Consider the following 15,131-nt stretch of genomic DNA (forward strand, 5'->3'; position numbering starts at 1 on the left):
CGCCGCCTCATCTAACGATGGTGGTAAATTTCAAGCGTCCGGCCTCATGGCAAGGCAAACCGGCGCTTGAGAAAAAGGCCGGCAAATGCACCTAAACCGCAAAAAACGAGAAATACCCAGCCGGAAAGCGCGCCCGCGTGGATGCCTGACAAAAGCACGCCAATGGTGCAGCCAAGCGCGGTCATGCCACCCCAGCCCATCAGCACGCCACCGGCAAACCGTGTCGCCAACCCACCGGCGGAAGGCCATGCGGGCTGAAATTTCCCCGCTGAAAGCGCGGACGCCAGACTCGCAAACATCAGTCCCAGGACGAAAACACCGTTCGGCGACAGGATCGTTGTTTTAACGGCGCTGATGCATCCCCGCACCGTGTCTAGTCCCGCAAGCGTTTCCGGCACCCAGCCCGCCGCAGCCCCCGTCGTTCTGACGATGCTGCCGAGTTCGGCCGTCACTCCGAGCGGTGCGACACGGAAATAGGAAAAGGCGCTGATGGCCGCGACAAGAACGCCGGTTATGACGGGCGGCCAGCGTTCGACGAAAATGCTTCGGAGCGCCTGCTGCAGCCGGCTTGCCGTGGCGGCAGTCGATGAAGCGGGCTCGGTTTTATCGAAAAACAGAACGAGTAGGATCAGAATGACCAACACAGTGCAGGCAATCAGCAGCGCCGGGCCGTATCCAAGATGATGCGGCAACCAGATGGGCAGATCGTCAAAAATGCTGACCGTATAGAGAAAATTCCAGCTGAGAAATGCCAGCAGGAAACCAAGCCCCGCTCCGGCTATGGCAAGCACGGAACCGAAAGCCCCCTCGCCCAGCCGGTAAAAATGCCCGGACAGGCAGGAGCCGGAAAGCGCTGCGCCCAAACCGAAGACGCTCGCAGCCAACGCCAGAATCCAGCCGACGGGGCCGATATGCGCATTGGGCGGCAGGCGGCCGGGTTGCGGCACCGGCATCCACGCCGCGGTGACGACCTGGTAAAACACCACGCCCGCCAGCAATGCCACAAGAATGGCCACAACACCGTCCGAACGCCTGTCGTCGATGAAATCGCGAAAGTTGCAGAGAAAGCAGAACCGTCCGCGCTGCATCACGATGCCGAAAGCGGCGCCGGCCAGAAGGGAAAAGGCAAGCGGCCTGCCATTCTCAAGCAGCCCCAATTGATAAACAGCGACCGTCAGGGCGCATAAAATGGCAAGCGCCGCGAGGCGGGAAAGGGTCGAATGCATGGAATACCGGCGATGTCGGAAGAATAAATGCCGGTGCGCCATCCGACGCACCGGCCCTATGGTGAAGGCAGTGGAGGCTTATTTGCCCGTCCAGACCGTTCCCGTCGGATTGCTGATGGGAACACCGACCGCATTTCCGTACTCGGTCCAGGAACCGTCATAATTGCGGACGTCGTAACCGAGTATCTTCTTCAGCGCGAACCAGGTGTGGCTGGAGCGCTCGCCGATGCGGCAATAGGTGATGATGGGCGCCGAGCCGTCGATGCCCTTCTCGGCATAGATCGCCTTGATCTCTTCTGCCGATTTGAAGGTTCCATCCTTGTTGACGATTGTGCCCCACGGAACATTGACGGCGCCGGGAATGTGGCCAGCACGGACGGACAGCTCCTTGACGCCATCCGGCGCGAAAATCTTGCCGGAATATTCATCCGCCGAACGGATATCCACCAGCTTGATGTTGTGCTTGCCCTCGGCCACCGCAACGACGTCGACAAAGCGCGCCCGGACCGAGGTGTCGGGCTCGGCGAGTTTCAGTTTCGTTTCGGCCGTTGCCGGTGCGGATGTGTCGAAAGGCAGGCCCTGCGCCTCCCAAAGCTTGCGGCCACCATCCAGCAGCTTTACGCGGTCGCCAAGACCGTAGGTTTCGAAAATCCACGCACCCCAGGCGGCAAACCAGTTGTTGTTGTCGCCATATAAAACGATCGTCGTATCGTCACCCACGCCGGCTTTCTGCAGCAGGGACTGGAAATTCTCACGCGCGGCAATGTCGCGTTTTTCCTTGTCAACGAGATCCGTATGACAGTTGAGGTTCACTGCGCCCGGAATATGCCCGCGCTCATAGACGCCCGTATCGACGCTGACTTCAAAGACCCGCACTTTCGGATTGTCGAGATTCTCCTTCAGCCAGTCGGCCGTGACAAGCGCTTCCGATGCTCCAGCCGTGGCCAACGATATCGCCGACAAAAACAATCCGCCGAGAGCCGACGTTACAAGCTTGATTCTGGACATTTCCTTACCCCTTTCCCTGATTTGATGACCAATGAAAGGTGACGACAAAACCGTCCGGAGCGAAGAAACGCTTTTCTATATTTTCTGTAGAAAATAAATGCGGCCACTCAAAAACAATCTTCAGGCGAAATTCAAAATTCCATCAATAAAAATTACCAATAAAACCCCCAAAGGTTGTAAATGATGTCAAAACCGAAAAGAGCGATAAACCGACCGCTATCCATCCCGTTTAGCAAGGAAGGCTGGAAAAACCCGATCTTTCTCTAAAAATGCGCGTCGCCCAGGGCAGTCAGTCTGCGCAGTCTCGATCCCGCCACCGCCTTTGAAGGTGCGCCATCTGCCTTCAACCGCTCGAAAAGAGCATAACCCTCAGGCCATCGTCCGTAACCGCTGGCAATATTGATATGTCCGACGGGACCGAGATTGATGAGGCCACTGCCCCACAGGCTCGCACTGCGCGAGAGCTCTTCGGAATCCATATAGGGATCGTTCATGCTGCCCACGACGAGGCTGGGGAAAGCAAGCGGTTGCTGCGGAAAGGCACCGAACCTGACGATGCAGGGATGCATCGCCTCTACGCGGTCGAGATGGGCGGGTGCGACAAGAAGCGCGCCCTTGATTTTGGCGGCAGAGGGTCGAGCCCCCATATTCGCCACCAGCAGGCAACCGAGGCTGTGGGCCACGATATAAGCGCTGTCGACTGTCGCCAGCGCTGCCTCGAGACGGTCGAGCCAGTCCTCGAGAACCGGGCATTGCCAATTGTCCTGATCGACCAGTTGCGCTTCGGGATCATCCAGCAACCAGTGCCGTTGCCAATGTCCTTCATCCGAACCATTCAGGCCAGGGACAATCAAGGTGGTACACATGCCGGCTCCGTGAGTTGTGGGCGGTGTGTGGCAAGCATGGTGAATTTCGCGATTCCAGTCGACTATTGCCTTGCTCACCTTTCGGACGCACGAGAAAAATCAATCCAGACAATTTCGGTAGCGCAGAAAATGCTTTCCCACCGACGGAGATAATGTCGATCGCAGGGAATCATTTCCTCAAATTTTTTATATAGAAAATATGTGCAATATAGTCTTTCCAGACGGAAAGCTTTTCCTCTGTCGGATGACAAAAGAAACGTCGCTGCTTCGCCGGGCCGCCGCCGCTTTGCCATTCTCGCACCAGCGGAGGCTTGCGCCTCCGCGAGCCCCAAGTGGTGAAGGCAAAGCGTCGGCAGGGCCATTCCACCGCAACATAAAACGAAAATTCAGGCGGATAATGTGAGCAGCACGAGCGAATTTCTCTGGTACATCCCCAATGACATCAAACCCGGCCACCGGGGCGACGCCGTCAGCGAAAACCACAACAGTCTCGATACATTGACGAGCCATGCCAGGGCGCTTGAAACCCATGGCTGGAAAGGCGCGCTGATCGGCACCGGCTGGGGACGTCCGGATACATTTACGGTGGCGGCGGCGCTTGCGGCGCGCACCACCACATTCGAGCCGCTGATCGCTATCCGTCCCGGCTACTGGAAGCCGGCCAACCTCGCATCGGCCGCTGCCACCCTCGATCAGCTTTCCGCCGGCCGGGTGCGGATCAACATCGTTTCCGGCAGGGATGAGCTTGCCGCCTATGGCGACGAAGAAGATGATCAGGCGCAGCGTTATGCGCGCACGAAAGAATTCATGCGGCTGGTACGGCGGCTCTGGACCGAGGAAAACGTCACGTTTAATGGCGACCATTTCCGGGTGACGAACTCCACCGTCTCACCACGTATCACCGCACGCGAAGGCCGACCGCATCCCAAACTCTATTTCGGCGGCGCTTCCGAAGCAGCCGAGCAGGTTGCCGCAACCGAGGCCGATGTGCAGCTTTTCTGGGGAGAACCGCTCGCCGGCGTGCGCGAACGGATCGAGCGGCTCAGGCACTTCAGTGAAAAGCTCGGCCGCGATCTGCCGCCGCTGCAATTCGGCCTGCGGATCACCACGCTGGTACGCGAAACCACGGCCGAGGCTTGGCGCGATGCGGAAGCGAAAGTTGCCGAGATGGCCGCAAACAGTGGCGTACGCTGGAACGACCACCTTCAGGCCGTAGCTGTCGGCCAGCGCCGTCTGCTGGATTTGCACCGTCAAAGCGACGTGCTGGACGACAATCTTTATACCGCGCCGGGCAAATTCGGCGGTGGCGGTGCGGGAACCACATGGCTTGTCGGTTCGGCGGAGGATGTCGCCGCGTCACTGCGTAAATACCGCGCGCTGGGCATCACCCATTTCGTGCTTTCCGACACGCCCTATCTCAAGGAAATCGAAAGGCAGGGCGACAGCTTGCTGCCGCTGTTGCGGGATTGATTGGCGTGGCTTGAACATGGGCGGCCCGCCCCAGACAAGGCCGCCCTGTTGCTTCATTGATCAGCCACCCGCCGCCTTGATGCTCTGACGGCCAAGAATCGTACGGATCATATGGCTCTGCGGCGCATGTGCCCTTGCCGTGATGGCATCGCGGTGATGGCGTTCAAGGTTGTAGTCCCGGCGCAGGCCGCGATTGCCGCCAAGCTCCAGCGCCAGATCCGTCACCGCCACCGCATTGTCGATCACCACATGGCGAACGGCGAGCGCATCGGTTCCCACCCTCTCGCCCGCATCGACGTCGCGGGCGACGGAGAGAAGGAGGCGCCGGTTCGCCGCCAGCAGCACCTCGATCTGGCCGAGACCTTCCTGAATCCGAGGAATGGAGGACAGGGGTGCGCCAAGGCTTGCCGGAACATGGCCGTTCAGATGGCTCAACAGATCGTCCCGCGCCGAAAGCGCGACACCGTGGTAGACGGAAGCCAGCAGCACGAAGAAATTATAACCATCTGCCTCATCGCGCCGCAGCGGCTCATCCGCCGGCTGTTCGGCAACGACGTCGGCAAGCGGCACCTTCACCTCTTCCAGCACCAGATCATGGCTGGCGGTGGCGTACATGCCGGTCGCTTCCCACGCTTTTTCCTCGGCGATACCAGCCGCATCGAGCGGCACCAGAAGCTGGACGAGGCGCGGCGTCTCTTCCATCGTCACGGCAAGCACGATCGCCCATTTCAGACCCGGCAGGCCGGTGACGAAGCTCTTGCGGCCATTGACCACCCAGACATCGCCCTCGATCCGCGCCGTCGTTTCCGGCAGGCCGCCATGGGCCGGCGAACCGACACCCGGCTCCGCCTGCGCATTGTTCAAAAGCGCCGGCTCCGTGCTATTGGCGGCCAGTACCTTTGCAGCAAGTGCTGCCGGCCACTTGCCACGCCGGATCGCGGCATGAACGCTGTAGTGCATGGCGAGAATGAGAGCGGTCGACGGATCGCCCTTGGCGATGGCCGTAATGACGGCATGGGCCGTTTCCATACCCTCGCCCCAGCCGCCATCCTTTTCAGCCGTGACGAGACCAAGCAGGCCTGATTTGAAAAGCGCCTCGAAATTACCGGCGGCGAATTCGCCGCTCTTGTCGTGGTCCGCAGCCGTCAGGCTGAAATCCCCGGCCAGCGCGGTTGCGATGGCAACGGGATCGGGCCGCTGCGCCGGCGTGTTCGCAACGGCGGAAAGTGCAACGCTCATGCCACCGCCCTTTCATTTGCCGTGACGAAACGATCGTCAATCCAGTCGCCAAGATCGAAGTCGTTTTCAAGGAAGCCCCATTGGTGCAGGAAGTCTTTGTAATGGCCGACAGCGCCAACAAGATCGGCATCGAGGCCGAGACCAAGATGACGGTGAACCTCAGCTCCGTTGGCAGCCAGAACCTGTTCCTCCGTCGCGCCGGCCTCGCGCGCGATGAAACGGCGCGTTTCTTCCGGATGTTGCTCCGCCCAGAGAGAGGCCCTGGCGATGGCGTCAACCAGCCGCTCCACCAGATCGGGGCGCTCATCGGCAAGCCGTCCGTCGACCGTCAGCACCCGGGGCGAACCGGAATTGATGCGTATTTTCGGATCGGCATGAAAACCGAACTCCGCCACCTGCACCGCACCGATCAGGTTCGCGGCGGCAATGCCGGCCGTTCCCTTGATGAAAATCGCATCGACCTCGCCACGCAGCAGCGCGATGATTTCCTCGCCGAAGGATTGCCGGCGCTTCAGGCCGAACAGCGACGGCCCTTCCTGCGAGGCTAGCACCGAATCCTTGATGACAATATCCTTGAGCTCGACATCCTCGACCTTCAGCCCTTCCAGCGAAAGCGCCGAGACGATACCCTTCAGCGCCGTCGCGCGCATGAAATCAACGATGCCCTCCGGCCGGCGCGGCACACCGAAACGGCGGCCGACGAGATCGGCAAGCGAACGGATACCGGTTTCCGGCAGGGTGATGATTGCCTGAAACTCGTCCGTCCAGGTAACCCCGATGAGACGCGTATTGCGCCCTTCCGAGCGGGCGCGGATGGGAGGTACATTGCCGCCGTGGCGGAACGACCATTCCAGCGTGTGGTTGAAATGGCTCTGGCGAACGGAACGGTCAGGCGAATCGATGATGGATTTCAGCGCTATGCCGACCTCCTCGAAGGTCTGCGAAAGATAACCGAGCTGTGCCGCCAGCCCTACTGGGGTGGGCACCGGGCAGCGTGTGTACCAGATTTCAGAAAGTTTCGTGCTCATGGCTTTGGCCTCGATGAAAACGATGGCACCGGAAAGCGATGCTGCGGCGCCTGTCGACTGAAGGGACATCCCGGCCCGCACCAAAGGGCGAGCCGGGTTTGGCGAGACGATCAGGATGCGGCGATATGCGCGAAAGCGAGGCTTCCCGCCACGCCTTCTGCGCCGATGGTGTGATCGGAAATGCGCTTGTTGAAGATGGTAATCTCAGGTGCCGCGACGATGTCGATGGCCGGCACGTCTTCAACCAGGATCTGCTGGATTTCCTTCCATTGCGCGACGCGCTTGTCCGGATCAATCTCGATGGCGGCGGCTTCGAGAAGCGCATCCACCTTGGGATTGCTGTAAGCCGCGCCATTGGAGAAAGGCACGCCCTTCTTGAAGTTCTTGGACCAGTAAAGCCGCTGCACGCCGACGGTCGGATCGAAGAGATTACTCATGCCCTCATAGGCAAAATCGAAATCGCGATCCGTGTAGATGCGCTTGGTATAGGTGGCGAAATCCTGCGTCCGCACCGTCACATCCACGCCGACCTTCGCCAGCGCCTGGCGAATATAGTCCGCACCACGCGGATAGGCTTCGGTGCTCGGCACGTAATCCAGATTGAGCTTGAAACGGATGCCATCCGCGCCGCGCTTGTATCCGGCCTCATCCAGCAGCGCTTCCGCCGCCTTCAGATCGATCGGATAGGTCTTCAGATCATCCACGAACCATTTCGTCAGCTTCGGATTGATCGGGCCGGTGATCGTCGCGCCATAACCGTAATTGACCGTGTTGAAGATGACGTTGCGGTCAATCACATGCGCGAAGGCGCGGCGAACGCGCACGTCCTTGAATACGTCCTTTTCGAGGTTGAATTCCACGCGGCTGATCGAGTTGGTATATTGATAGCCGTTGGTCTCAAAGCCGAGGCTCGGCAGTTCTTTGAGACGGTCGAGATCGCTATAGGCGACCGGCGTGCTGGGGGCGAGATCGATCTCGCCGGTTTCTATGGCAATCGCGCGGGCAGAAGCGTCAGGAATGAAGCGGACGATGAGCTTGTCGAGATAGGGGCGCGGCGCATCCCAATAATCGGCATTGCGCTCGAAAACGATATGGCTGCCGCGCACCCACTCCTTGAACTTGAACGGGCCGGTGCCCACAGGCGCGAGATTGACCGGGTTTTCGGTAACCTTCGTACCCTCATAAAGATGTTTCGGCACGATTGGCGTTTCGGCCGCCGCGAGCGCCGTTATGAGGTACGGCGCGGGTTTGGAAAGAACCAGAACCGCCGTCAGCTCGTCCGGCGTCTCGACAGCAGTGAGGTTCAGGAATGTATTGCGGCCGCGCGGATGCACTTCCTTGATGGTGTTTATGGAGAATGCCACATCGGCGGAAGTGAAGGGCTTGCCGTCATGCCATTTCACGCCGGGCCTCAGCTTGAAGGTATAACGAAGACCATCTGCGCTCACGTCCCATGATTTGGCCAGCAGCGGTTTGGGATTGAGATCGAAACCATAGGTCAGCAGCCCTTCTGTGACCTTGGGCGATATATAGACGGAATTATAAGCCGTGTGCGCGATCGTCGTCAGCACCGGCGGCTCTGACGAGATCAGCAGCGTGGCCGTGCCGCCACGGGCCGGCTCTGCAGCCTCTAGCTTCAGCCCCGGCAATGACACCACGCCAAGCGCCACCGACGCCAGCAGAAATCCACGCCGCGTCGTCTGGTTGAAAACAGTCATGCGATACCCTCTCCTTGATTGAACCGGCGAAAAACCGACAAATCTCAACAGTTGCGCTTAGGAAGAAGTTTGTTCCGCAGACGAGAGCGAGCTTGGCATGAAGAACCAGTCGTTCTCATAAATAGGAATTATCTTTTCTTTATTGCGCTTATTTTCGTAAATTTCAGAAAATAATTCTATTACTCTTTGACAAATTCCATAAAATTAGTCAACTAATACCAACGCCCCAGCGGGGCCGATTTCCTGATTTCACGCTTACGGACTGGAGCCGATGTCGAATTCGAAAAGGATTTTATCGCAGGCGAGGCGGGTGGCCATTCAGGCCATTCCGACGGTTCTCGGTATCGTCATCCTGAACTTTTTCCTGCTGCAGCTGGCGCCGGGCGATGCCGCCGATGTGCTGGCCGCGGAAGCGGGTTCGGCGACGGTCGAGACCATGGCGGAAATCCGCAATCGTTTCGGACTGGACCTGCCGGTTCTGCACCAGCTGATGAATTATCTCGGCAATCTCGCGCAGTTCAGCCTCGGCTTTTCGCCCCGTTACGGTATGCCGGTTGCTGATCTCATCGGCCAGCGACTGCCCGGTACGCTTGCGCTGATGGGAGCAGCGCTTGGCATAGCAATTTTCGTGGGCGTGTTCCTCGGCTCCATCATGGCGCTTTTCTCAGGCAAGCTGCCGGACCGGATCATTTCCATCGGCTCGCTGATCTTTTATTCCGTGCCGGGCTTCTGGATCGGCCTGATGCTGATCCTGACCTTTTCGGTGAAGCTCGGCTGGCTTCCCTCGGGCGGCGACAGCACCATCGGCAGCAGCCTCACCGGTTTTTCCGCCCTGCTGGACCGGTTACGTTACATCGTTCTTCCCGCCCTTTCGCTGGCGCTTTATTTTCTGGCGATCTATGCCCGCCTCACCCGCGCGGCGATGCTGGAAGTGAAATCGCAGGATTATGTGCGCACGGCCCGCGCCAAGGGCGTTTCGCCGATCAGGCTCACCACACGCCATATCCTGCGCAACGCGCTCATCCCCATCACCACCATGGCCGGCATGCACATTGGCGGCCTGCTCGGCGGCGCTGTCGTGGTTGAAACCGTCTTCAGCTGGCCCGGCCTTGGCCGTCTAGCTTTCGAAGCCGTCATGGCGCGCGATTTCAGCGTGCTGCTCGGCATTCTGCTCCTCTCTTCCCTCGTCGTCATCATCGTCAATGCGGCCGTGGACCTGTTGCAGGCATGGCTTGATCCCCGCATCGGAGAAAGCCGATGAATTCCTCCCATACGTCAGCGGTTCTCGACACGGCCGAACTCGGCACTGGAGAGACCAATCCCAAACCGAAAAAGCCGGAAGAAAAGGTCTGGCCCTATATCCACGCACCGGATGCGCTTTCGGCCCGCTCCGTCTCCGTGCCGCGGCGCGGCCTGCGGCGGGAACTGAAGATTTTCCTCACCAATCCCAACGCCATCGTCGGCCTGCTGTTTCTCGCCACCGTCATCATCACCGCACTGATCGCCCCCTTGATCTATCCCGGTGATCCCTTGGAAATGGTGGCCCGCCCGTTCCTCTGGCCCGGCCAGAATGCCGCCTATCCGCTCGGCACCGATTCCATGGGCCGGGATGTTCTGGCCGGCATCGTGCATGGCGCGCGTATCTCGCTCACCGTCGGCGTCGTGGCGACGTTGATCGGGCTCACCATCGGCATCGCCGTCGGCGCCTTCGCCGGTTATTTCGGTGGCGTCATCGACGATATTCTCGTGAAGCTGATCGAAATCTTCCAGACCCTGCCGAACTTCGTGCTGCTCGTCGTGCTCGTCGCCATCGCCCAGCCCTCCGTCACCACGGTCACATCGGCTATCGGCATCATCACATGGCCGCTGGTGGCACGCCTTACCCGCGCGGAATTCCGCGCCATCCGCGAAAAGGACTATGTGCTCGCCGCCCGCAGCCTCGGTTACGGCCATGCGCGGATCGTCTTTCAGGAAATCCTGCCCAACGCGCTGCCGCCTATTATCGTCACTTCCTCCGTCATGGTGGCGGGTGCAATCCTCATGGAAGCAGCCCTTTCCTTCATGGGGCTTGGCGATCCCAACCGCGTCTCCTGGGGATCGATGATCGGGTCCGGCCGCGATGTCATCCGCACCGCCTGGTACCTGACCGCCCTTCCCGGCCTTGCCATCGTCTTCACCGTCATTTCGCTGAACCTCATCAGCGACGGTCTCAACGATGCGCTCAACCCCCGCTTTTCGGAGGAACGCCGATGAGCAAACTGATTGAAGTCCATGATCTGTCCGTCAGCTTCGGCTCGGCCCAGCCTGTCAAAGGCGTCAGTTTCGATGTCAGCCCGGGCGAGATGCTGGCAATCGTCGGCGAAAGCGGCTCCGGTAAATCCCTGACAGCGCTCGGCCTGATCGGCCTCCTGCCATCACACGCCAAGACCGGCGGGCGGGTTCTGCTCGAAGGCCGCGAGCTGCTACCGCTTTCCGAGCGGCAATGGCGCGGCATTCGCGGCCGCGATATCGGCATGATCTTTCAGGAGCCGATGACCTCACTGAACCCGGTTTTGACGGTCGGCGAGCAGATCATCGAGGTACTGCGCATCCACGAAAAGATCGACCGGCACCAGGCGCGCAAACGTGCCATCGAGCTTCTGGAACTGGTCAATATTCCCGATGCCCCCCGCCGTGTGGATGATTATCCGCACCAGCTTTCCGGCGGCATGCGCCAGCGTGTCATGATCGCCATCGGCGTCGCCTGCAATCCGAAACTGCTGATCGCCGACGAGGCAACGACGGCGCTCGACGTGACGATACAGGCGCAAATCCTGCAACTGCTCGACAATCTGCGCCGCGATCTCAACATGGCCGTCATTCTCATCACCCACGATCTCGGCATCGTGGCGCAATGGGCGGACCGGGTGATGGTCATGTATGCCGGCCGCAAGGTGGAAGAGGGATTGCCGGAACCGGTTTTCTCCAATCCCTACCATCCCTATACGCGCGGCCTGCTTGCCGCCTCGCCGCGCGCGGAAGACGGCCAGCATTATCGCGATGGGCCGCTCATTGAAATTCCAGGCTCCATCGTTTCCGCCACGGGGGAACGCGGCTGCGCCTTCCGACCGCGCTGTCCGAGCGCCCGCGGCTTTTGCGGGCAATTCGTACCGCCGCTGAGGCAGGTTTCGGAAGGCCGTTACGCTGCCTGCCCCTTCGTTGCTCCCACATCCCAGGAGGTGCCCGATGGCGCTCTTGTCAGTGCATAGCCTGTCCACCCACTATTCGGGAGGGCGCGGCACCGTGCGCGCCGTCGATGACGTCTCGCTCGATATCGAGGCTGGCGAAACCGTCGCGCTGGTGGGCGAATCCGGCTGCGGCAAGTCTTCGCTCGGCAAGTCGCTGATGCGTCTGGTTGAGCCATCTTCCGGCCGGATCACCTTCAAGGGCGCCGACGTCACGGCAATGACATCGTCCGAACTGCGCGGCATCCGCCGCCGCATCCAGATGATCTTTCAGGACCCCTTCGCCTCGCTCAACCCGCGCCAGACCGTGCGCACCATTCTGACCGGGCCGCTGAAGGTGCACGGTATCGGAGACCGGGCGCGCCAGCGGGAAATCGTCGAAGCCATCGTCACGCAGGTCGGTCTGCCGGCGGATTCGCTCGACCGGTATCCGCATGAATTTTCCGGCGGCCAGCGCCAGCGCATCGGCATTGCCCGCGCGCTGGTTCTGGAACCGGAACTGGTGGTCTGCGACGAGCCGGTTTCAGCGCTCGATCTGTCGATACAGGCGCAGATTCTCAACCTTCTGGTGGAGATGAAGAAGCGGCTTTCGCTCTCCTATCTCTTCGTTTCCCACGATCTGTCCGTGGTGCGTTATTTCTCCGACCGCGTGCTGGTCATGTATCTTGGCAAGATCGTGGAAAGCGCACCGACATCGGAACTCTGGGCCTCACCCAAACACCCCTATACCCGCGCGCTTCTCGCAGCCGTTCCCGATCCCGCGCGCCGCAAGCAGGCAGCCCCCATTTCCGGCGATCTGCCGAGCCCGCACGATCCGCCATCCGGCTGCCGGTTTCACACCCGCTGCCCGCTCGCCACCGATCTCTGTCGCGAAAAAGCGCCGGATTACACCCTCTTCGGCAAGAACCACGCCGTGGCCTGCCACCATGCCCAATAAACTGAAGGAGCAACCATAATGGTCGACTATCGCTATCTCGGACGCAGCGCGCTGAAAGTGTCACCGCTGAGCCTCGGCACGATGATGTTCGGAGGCCCGACGCCGGATGACGTGGCCTTCCGCATCATCGACAAGGCGCGCGAGCAGGGCATCAACTTCATCGACACAGCTGATGTCTATCACGACGGCAAGTCGGAAGAAGTCGTCGGCCGCGGCATCAAGGCCAATCGCGATCACTGGGTTCTGGCAACGAAATTCGTCAATTCCCACACCAAGGGCCCCAACCTCGGTGGGCATTCCCGGAAGTGGGTGATCGAGACCGTCGAGAATTCGCTGCGCCGTCTCAACACCGACTATATCGATATCCTCTATTTCCACCGCGCCGTCTTCGATGCGCCGCTGGAAGAGCCGGTGCGCGCCATCGCCGATCTCATCCATGCAGGCAAGCTGCGTTACTTCGGCGTGTCGAATTTCCGCGGCTGGCGCATCGCTGAAATTTCGCATCTGGCCGACCAGCTCGGCATCGACCGGCCCGTTGCCAGCCAGCCGCTCTACAATATCGTCAACCGCACGGCGGAAGCCGAACAGCTGCCGGCCGCCAACCATTATGGCCTTGGCGTGGTGTCCTATTCACCGCTCGCACGCGGCGTGCTGACAGGCAAATATCAGCCGGGCGAACAGCCGGGCGCCGATACCCGCGTCGGCCGTGGCGACAAGCGTGTTCTGGAAACGGAATGGCGTCCGGAATCGGTCGAAATCGCCCAGAAGGTCGCGGCCCATGCCGCATCGAAGGGCGTTTCGGCGGCGGATTTTGCGCTCGCCTGGGTGCTGAACAACAAGTTCGTCACCGCCGCGATCACCGGCCCGCGCACCGAGGAGCATTGGGACGGTTACGTCCGTGCGCTCGATGTGAAGATCGATGCGGAAGATGAGGCGCTTATCGATAGCCTCGTCACGACAGGCCATCCCTCGACGCCGGGCTTCAACGATCCGAGCCACCCCGTCGAAGGCCGCGTGCCGCGCAATCTCGAACCGGCACACCGCCCGGCGCTCAAGCCGCGCGCGGTCGCCTGATCGTCCAGAAGTACAAATGCCTGCGGCGCGACCGCGCCGCAGGCCTTCACATCCGCTCAGGGAAAAGCGCAATGTCCAATCCGAAACTGCAGACAACCACCACCGACAATGCCGGCGTGCCAAGCCGGGACGAGATTCTGGCCCGGGCAAAGGACATTGCGGCTATTGCGGCAAAGGATGCCGCCCGTCGCGAACGCCAGCGGGAACTTCCCTTCGACATCTTCGCCCTTATCAAGGAGGCGAAGATCGGTACGCTGCGTGTTCCCGAAGCCAAGGGCGGACCGGGCGGCTCGATTGCGGACTACATCGAGGTGCTGATGATCCTTGGCGAAGCCGACAGCAATATTCCGCACGCACTTCGCAGCCATTTCAATTTCACCGAGAACCTCGCTCTCTCCCCCATCGAGCTGGAGGACCGGCGGCATCTTGAACATGTTCTCGCCGGCAAGCTCTTCGCGGGCGCCAGCACTGAACAGGGCACCAAGCGCCCCGGCGAAATCACCACGCGTCTCAGCGCCGATGGCGAGCGTTATCGCCTGAATGGCCGCAAATGGTATGCGACCGGCACGGCCTTTGCCGATTTCGGCACCTTCAGCGCCATCGGTGACGACGGCCAGCCGATCGGCGTGCTCATTCCGCTTGATCGCACCGGCATCACCATTCTCGATGACTGGGACAGCATGGGCCAGCGCATGACGGCAAGCGGCGGCGTCCTGCTTGAGAATGTCGAAGTGTTGCCGCATGAGTTGACGACCCGCAAGCTCGGCAGCCAGATCGGCCGCCACAGCTCGGCCATGCGGCAGCTGCACCTTGCCGCCTCCGCCGCCGGCGCCGTTCAGGGCGCGCTCAAGGACGGCGTCGATTATGTCTTGCGGCAGGCGCGCACCACGCTCCACAGCAGCGCGGAAACAGCCAATCAGGATCCCTTCGTGCAGAAGATGCTCGGCGAAATCAGCGCCGGCGCTTTCGCCGTCAAGACCCTGATCCGCGAAGCGGCCAGGACGCTCGACCGCACCGCCATCGCGTTTGCCACCGGCGACGAAGAGGCCATAGAGGCAGCCCTGCTGGAAGGCTCGCTCGCCACCGCCCGCACCCAGATCATCGCCTCGCAGCTTTCGCTGACGGTCGCCACCAATCTCTACGAACTCGGCGGCGGCTCGGCGACGTCAAGCGAGTGGAATTTCGACCGTCACTGGCGCAACATCCGCACGGTCTACAACCACAATCCGCTTGCCCACAAGGCGCGCGTGATCGGTGACTATTACCTCAACGGCACCACGACGCACCTTAGGGAAGGCCGGGTATTCTGACCATGCGGAGGATACAGGCGGCAATGGAGAA

13 protein-coding genes are annotated in these 15,131 nt (G+C 60.6%); 7 read left to right on the plus strand and 6 right to left on the minus strand.

Annotation, left to right across the window (positions count from 1 at the left end):
- Positions 1–44: 44 nt before the first annotated feature.
- From V6R85_RS11205 to V6R85_RS11215, 3 genes are all read right to left on the minus strand, one after another.
- Positions 45–1,226 (minus strand): YeeE/YedE family protein, encoded by a 1,182-nt coding sequence (locus tag V6R85_RS11205; protein WP_111833859.1) that lies wholly within the window; start codon positions 1,224–1,226, stop codon positions 45–47.
- Between the two features lie 78 nt (positions 1,227–1,304).
- A complete protein-coding gene (locus V6R85_RS11210) occupies positions 1,305–2,234 on the minus strand; it encodes a sulfurtransferase (protein ID WP_336377053.1) in 930 nt (309 codons plus the stop codon).
- A 263-nt stretch (positions 2,235–2,497) separates the two neighbouring features.
- Positions 2,498–3,100, minus strand: a complete 603-nt coding sequence (locus tag V6R85_RS11215) for an alpha/beta hydrolase (RefSeq protein ID WP_020808989.1) — start codon at positions 3,098–3,100, stop codon at positions 2,498–2,500.
- Between the two features lie 399 nt (positions 3,101–3,499).
- Between V6R85_RS11215 and V6R85_RS11220 the strand changes: the two genes are divergently transcribed.
- Positions 3,500–4,570 carry an LLM class flavin-dependent oxidoreductase gene (locus V6R85_RS11220; RefSeq protein WP_111833860.1) on the plus strand — a complete coding sequence of 357 codons (1,071 nt, stop codon included), beginning with the start codon at positions 3,500–3,502 and terminating at the stop codon, positions 4,568–4,570.
- A gap of 60 nt (positions 4,571–4,630) precedes the next feature.
- Here the strand turns inward: V6R85_RS11220 and V6R85_RS11225 are convergent, their stop codons facing one another.
- The 3 genes from V6R85_RS11225 to V6R85_RS11235 all read right to left on the minus strand — a co-directional run bounded on the left by V6R85_RS11225 (position 4,631) and on the right by V6R85_RS11235 (position 8,555).
- Positions 4,631–5,809: an acyl-CoA dehydrogenase family protein gene (locus tag V6R85_RS11225; protein WP_111833861.1), complete on the minus strand. Its 1,179-nt coding sequence runs from the start codon at positions 5,807–5,809 to the stop codon at positions 4,631–4,633.
- Positions 5,806–6,837 (minus strand): ABC transporter substrate-binding protein, encoded by a 1,032-nt coding sequence (locus V6R85_RS11230; RefSeq protein ID WP_111833929.1) that lies wholly within the window; start codon positions 6,835–6,837, stop codon positions 5,806–5,808. Before V6R85_RS11230 ends, V6R85_RS11225 begins: the two co-directional genes overlap by 4 nt.
- Before the next feature lie 110 nt (positions 6,838–6,947).
- Positions 6,948–8,555, minus strand: a complete 1,608-nt coding sequence (locus V6R85_RS11235; protein WP_020808992.1) for an ABC transporter substrate-binding protein — start codon at positions 8,553–8,555, stop codon at positions 6,948–6,950.
- Between the two features lie 271 nt (positions 8,556–8,826).
- Between V6R85_RS11235 and V6R85_RS11240 the strand changes: the two genes are divergently transcribed.
- The 6 genes from V6R85_RS11240 to V6R85_RS11265 all read left to right on the plus strand — a co-directional run bounded on the left by V6R85_RS11240 (position 8,827) and on the right by V6R85_RS11265 (position 15,100).
- Positions 8,827–9,816, plus strand: a complete 990-nt coding sequence (locus V6R85_RS11240; RefSeq protein WP_020808993.1) for an ABC transporter permease — start codon at positions 8,827–8,829, stop codon at positions 9,814–9,816.
- The gene (locus V6R85_RS11245) at positions 9,813–10,808 is read left to right on the plus strand and encodes an ABC transporter permease (RefSeq protein ID WP_111791662.1); all 996 of its coding nucleotides are present in this window, start codon (positions 9,813–9,815) and stop codon (positions 10,806–10,808) included. Before V6R85_RS11240 ends, V6R85_RS11245 begins: the two co-directional genes overlap by 4 nt.
- The gene (locus V6R85_RS11250) at positions 10,805–11,803 is read left to right on the plus strand and encodes an ABC transporter ATP-binding protein (protein WP_111833862.1); all 999 of its coding nucleotides are present in this window, start codon (positions 10,805–10,807) and stop codon (positions 11,801–11,803) included. Before V6R85_RS11245 ends, V6R85_RS11250 begins: the two co-directional genes overlap by 4 nt.
- Positions 11,781–12,716: an ABC transporter ATP-binding protein gene (locus V6R85_RS11255; protein ID WP_003506918.1), complete on the plus strand. Its 936-nt coding sequence runs from the start codon at positions 11,781–11,783 to the stop codon at positions 12,714–12,716. Before V6R85_RS11250 ends, V6R85_RS11255 begins: the two co-directional genes overlap by 23 nt.
- 18 nt (positions 12,717–12,734) lie before the next feature.
- Positions 12,735–13,790: an aldo/keto reductase gene (locus V6R85_RS11260; RefSeq protein WP_060724862.1), complete on the plus strand. Its 1,056-nt coding sequence runs from the start codon at positions 12,735–12,737 to the stop codon at positions 13,788–13,790.
- Positions 13,791–13,861: 71 nt separating this feature from the next.
- Complete coding sequence (locus tag V6R85_RS11265; RefSeq protein ID WP_111833863.1) at positions 13,862–15,100, plus strand: acyl-CoA dehydrogenase family protein; 1,239 nt, start codon at positions 13,862–13,864, stop codon at positions 15,098–15,100.
- Positions 15,101–15,131: the final 31 nt, after the last annotated feature.

The sequence above is a fragment of the Agrobacterium sp. CCNWLW32 genome, assembly GCF_037083425.1.
GTDB classification, from domain to species: Bacteria; Pseudomonadota; Alphaproteobacteria; order Rhizobiales; family Rhizobiaceae; genus Agrobacterium; species Agrobacterium radiobacter.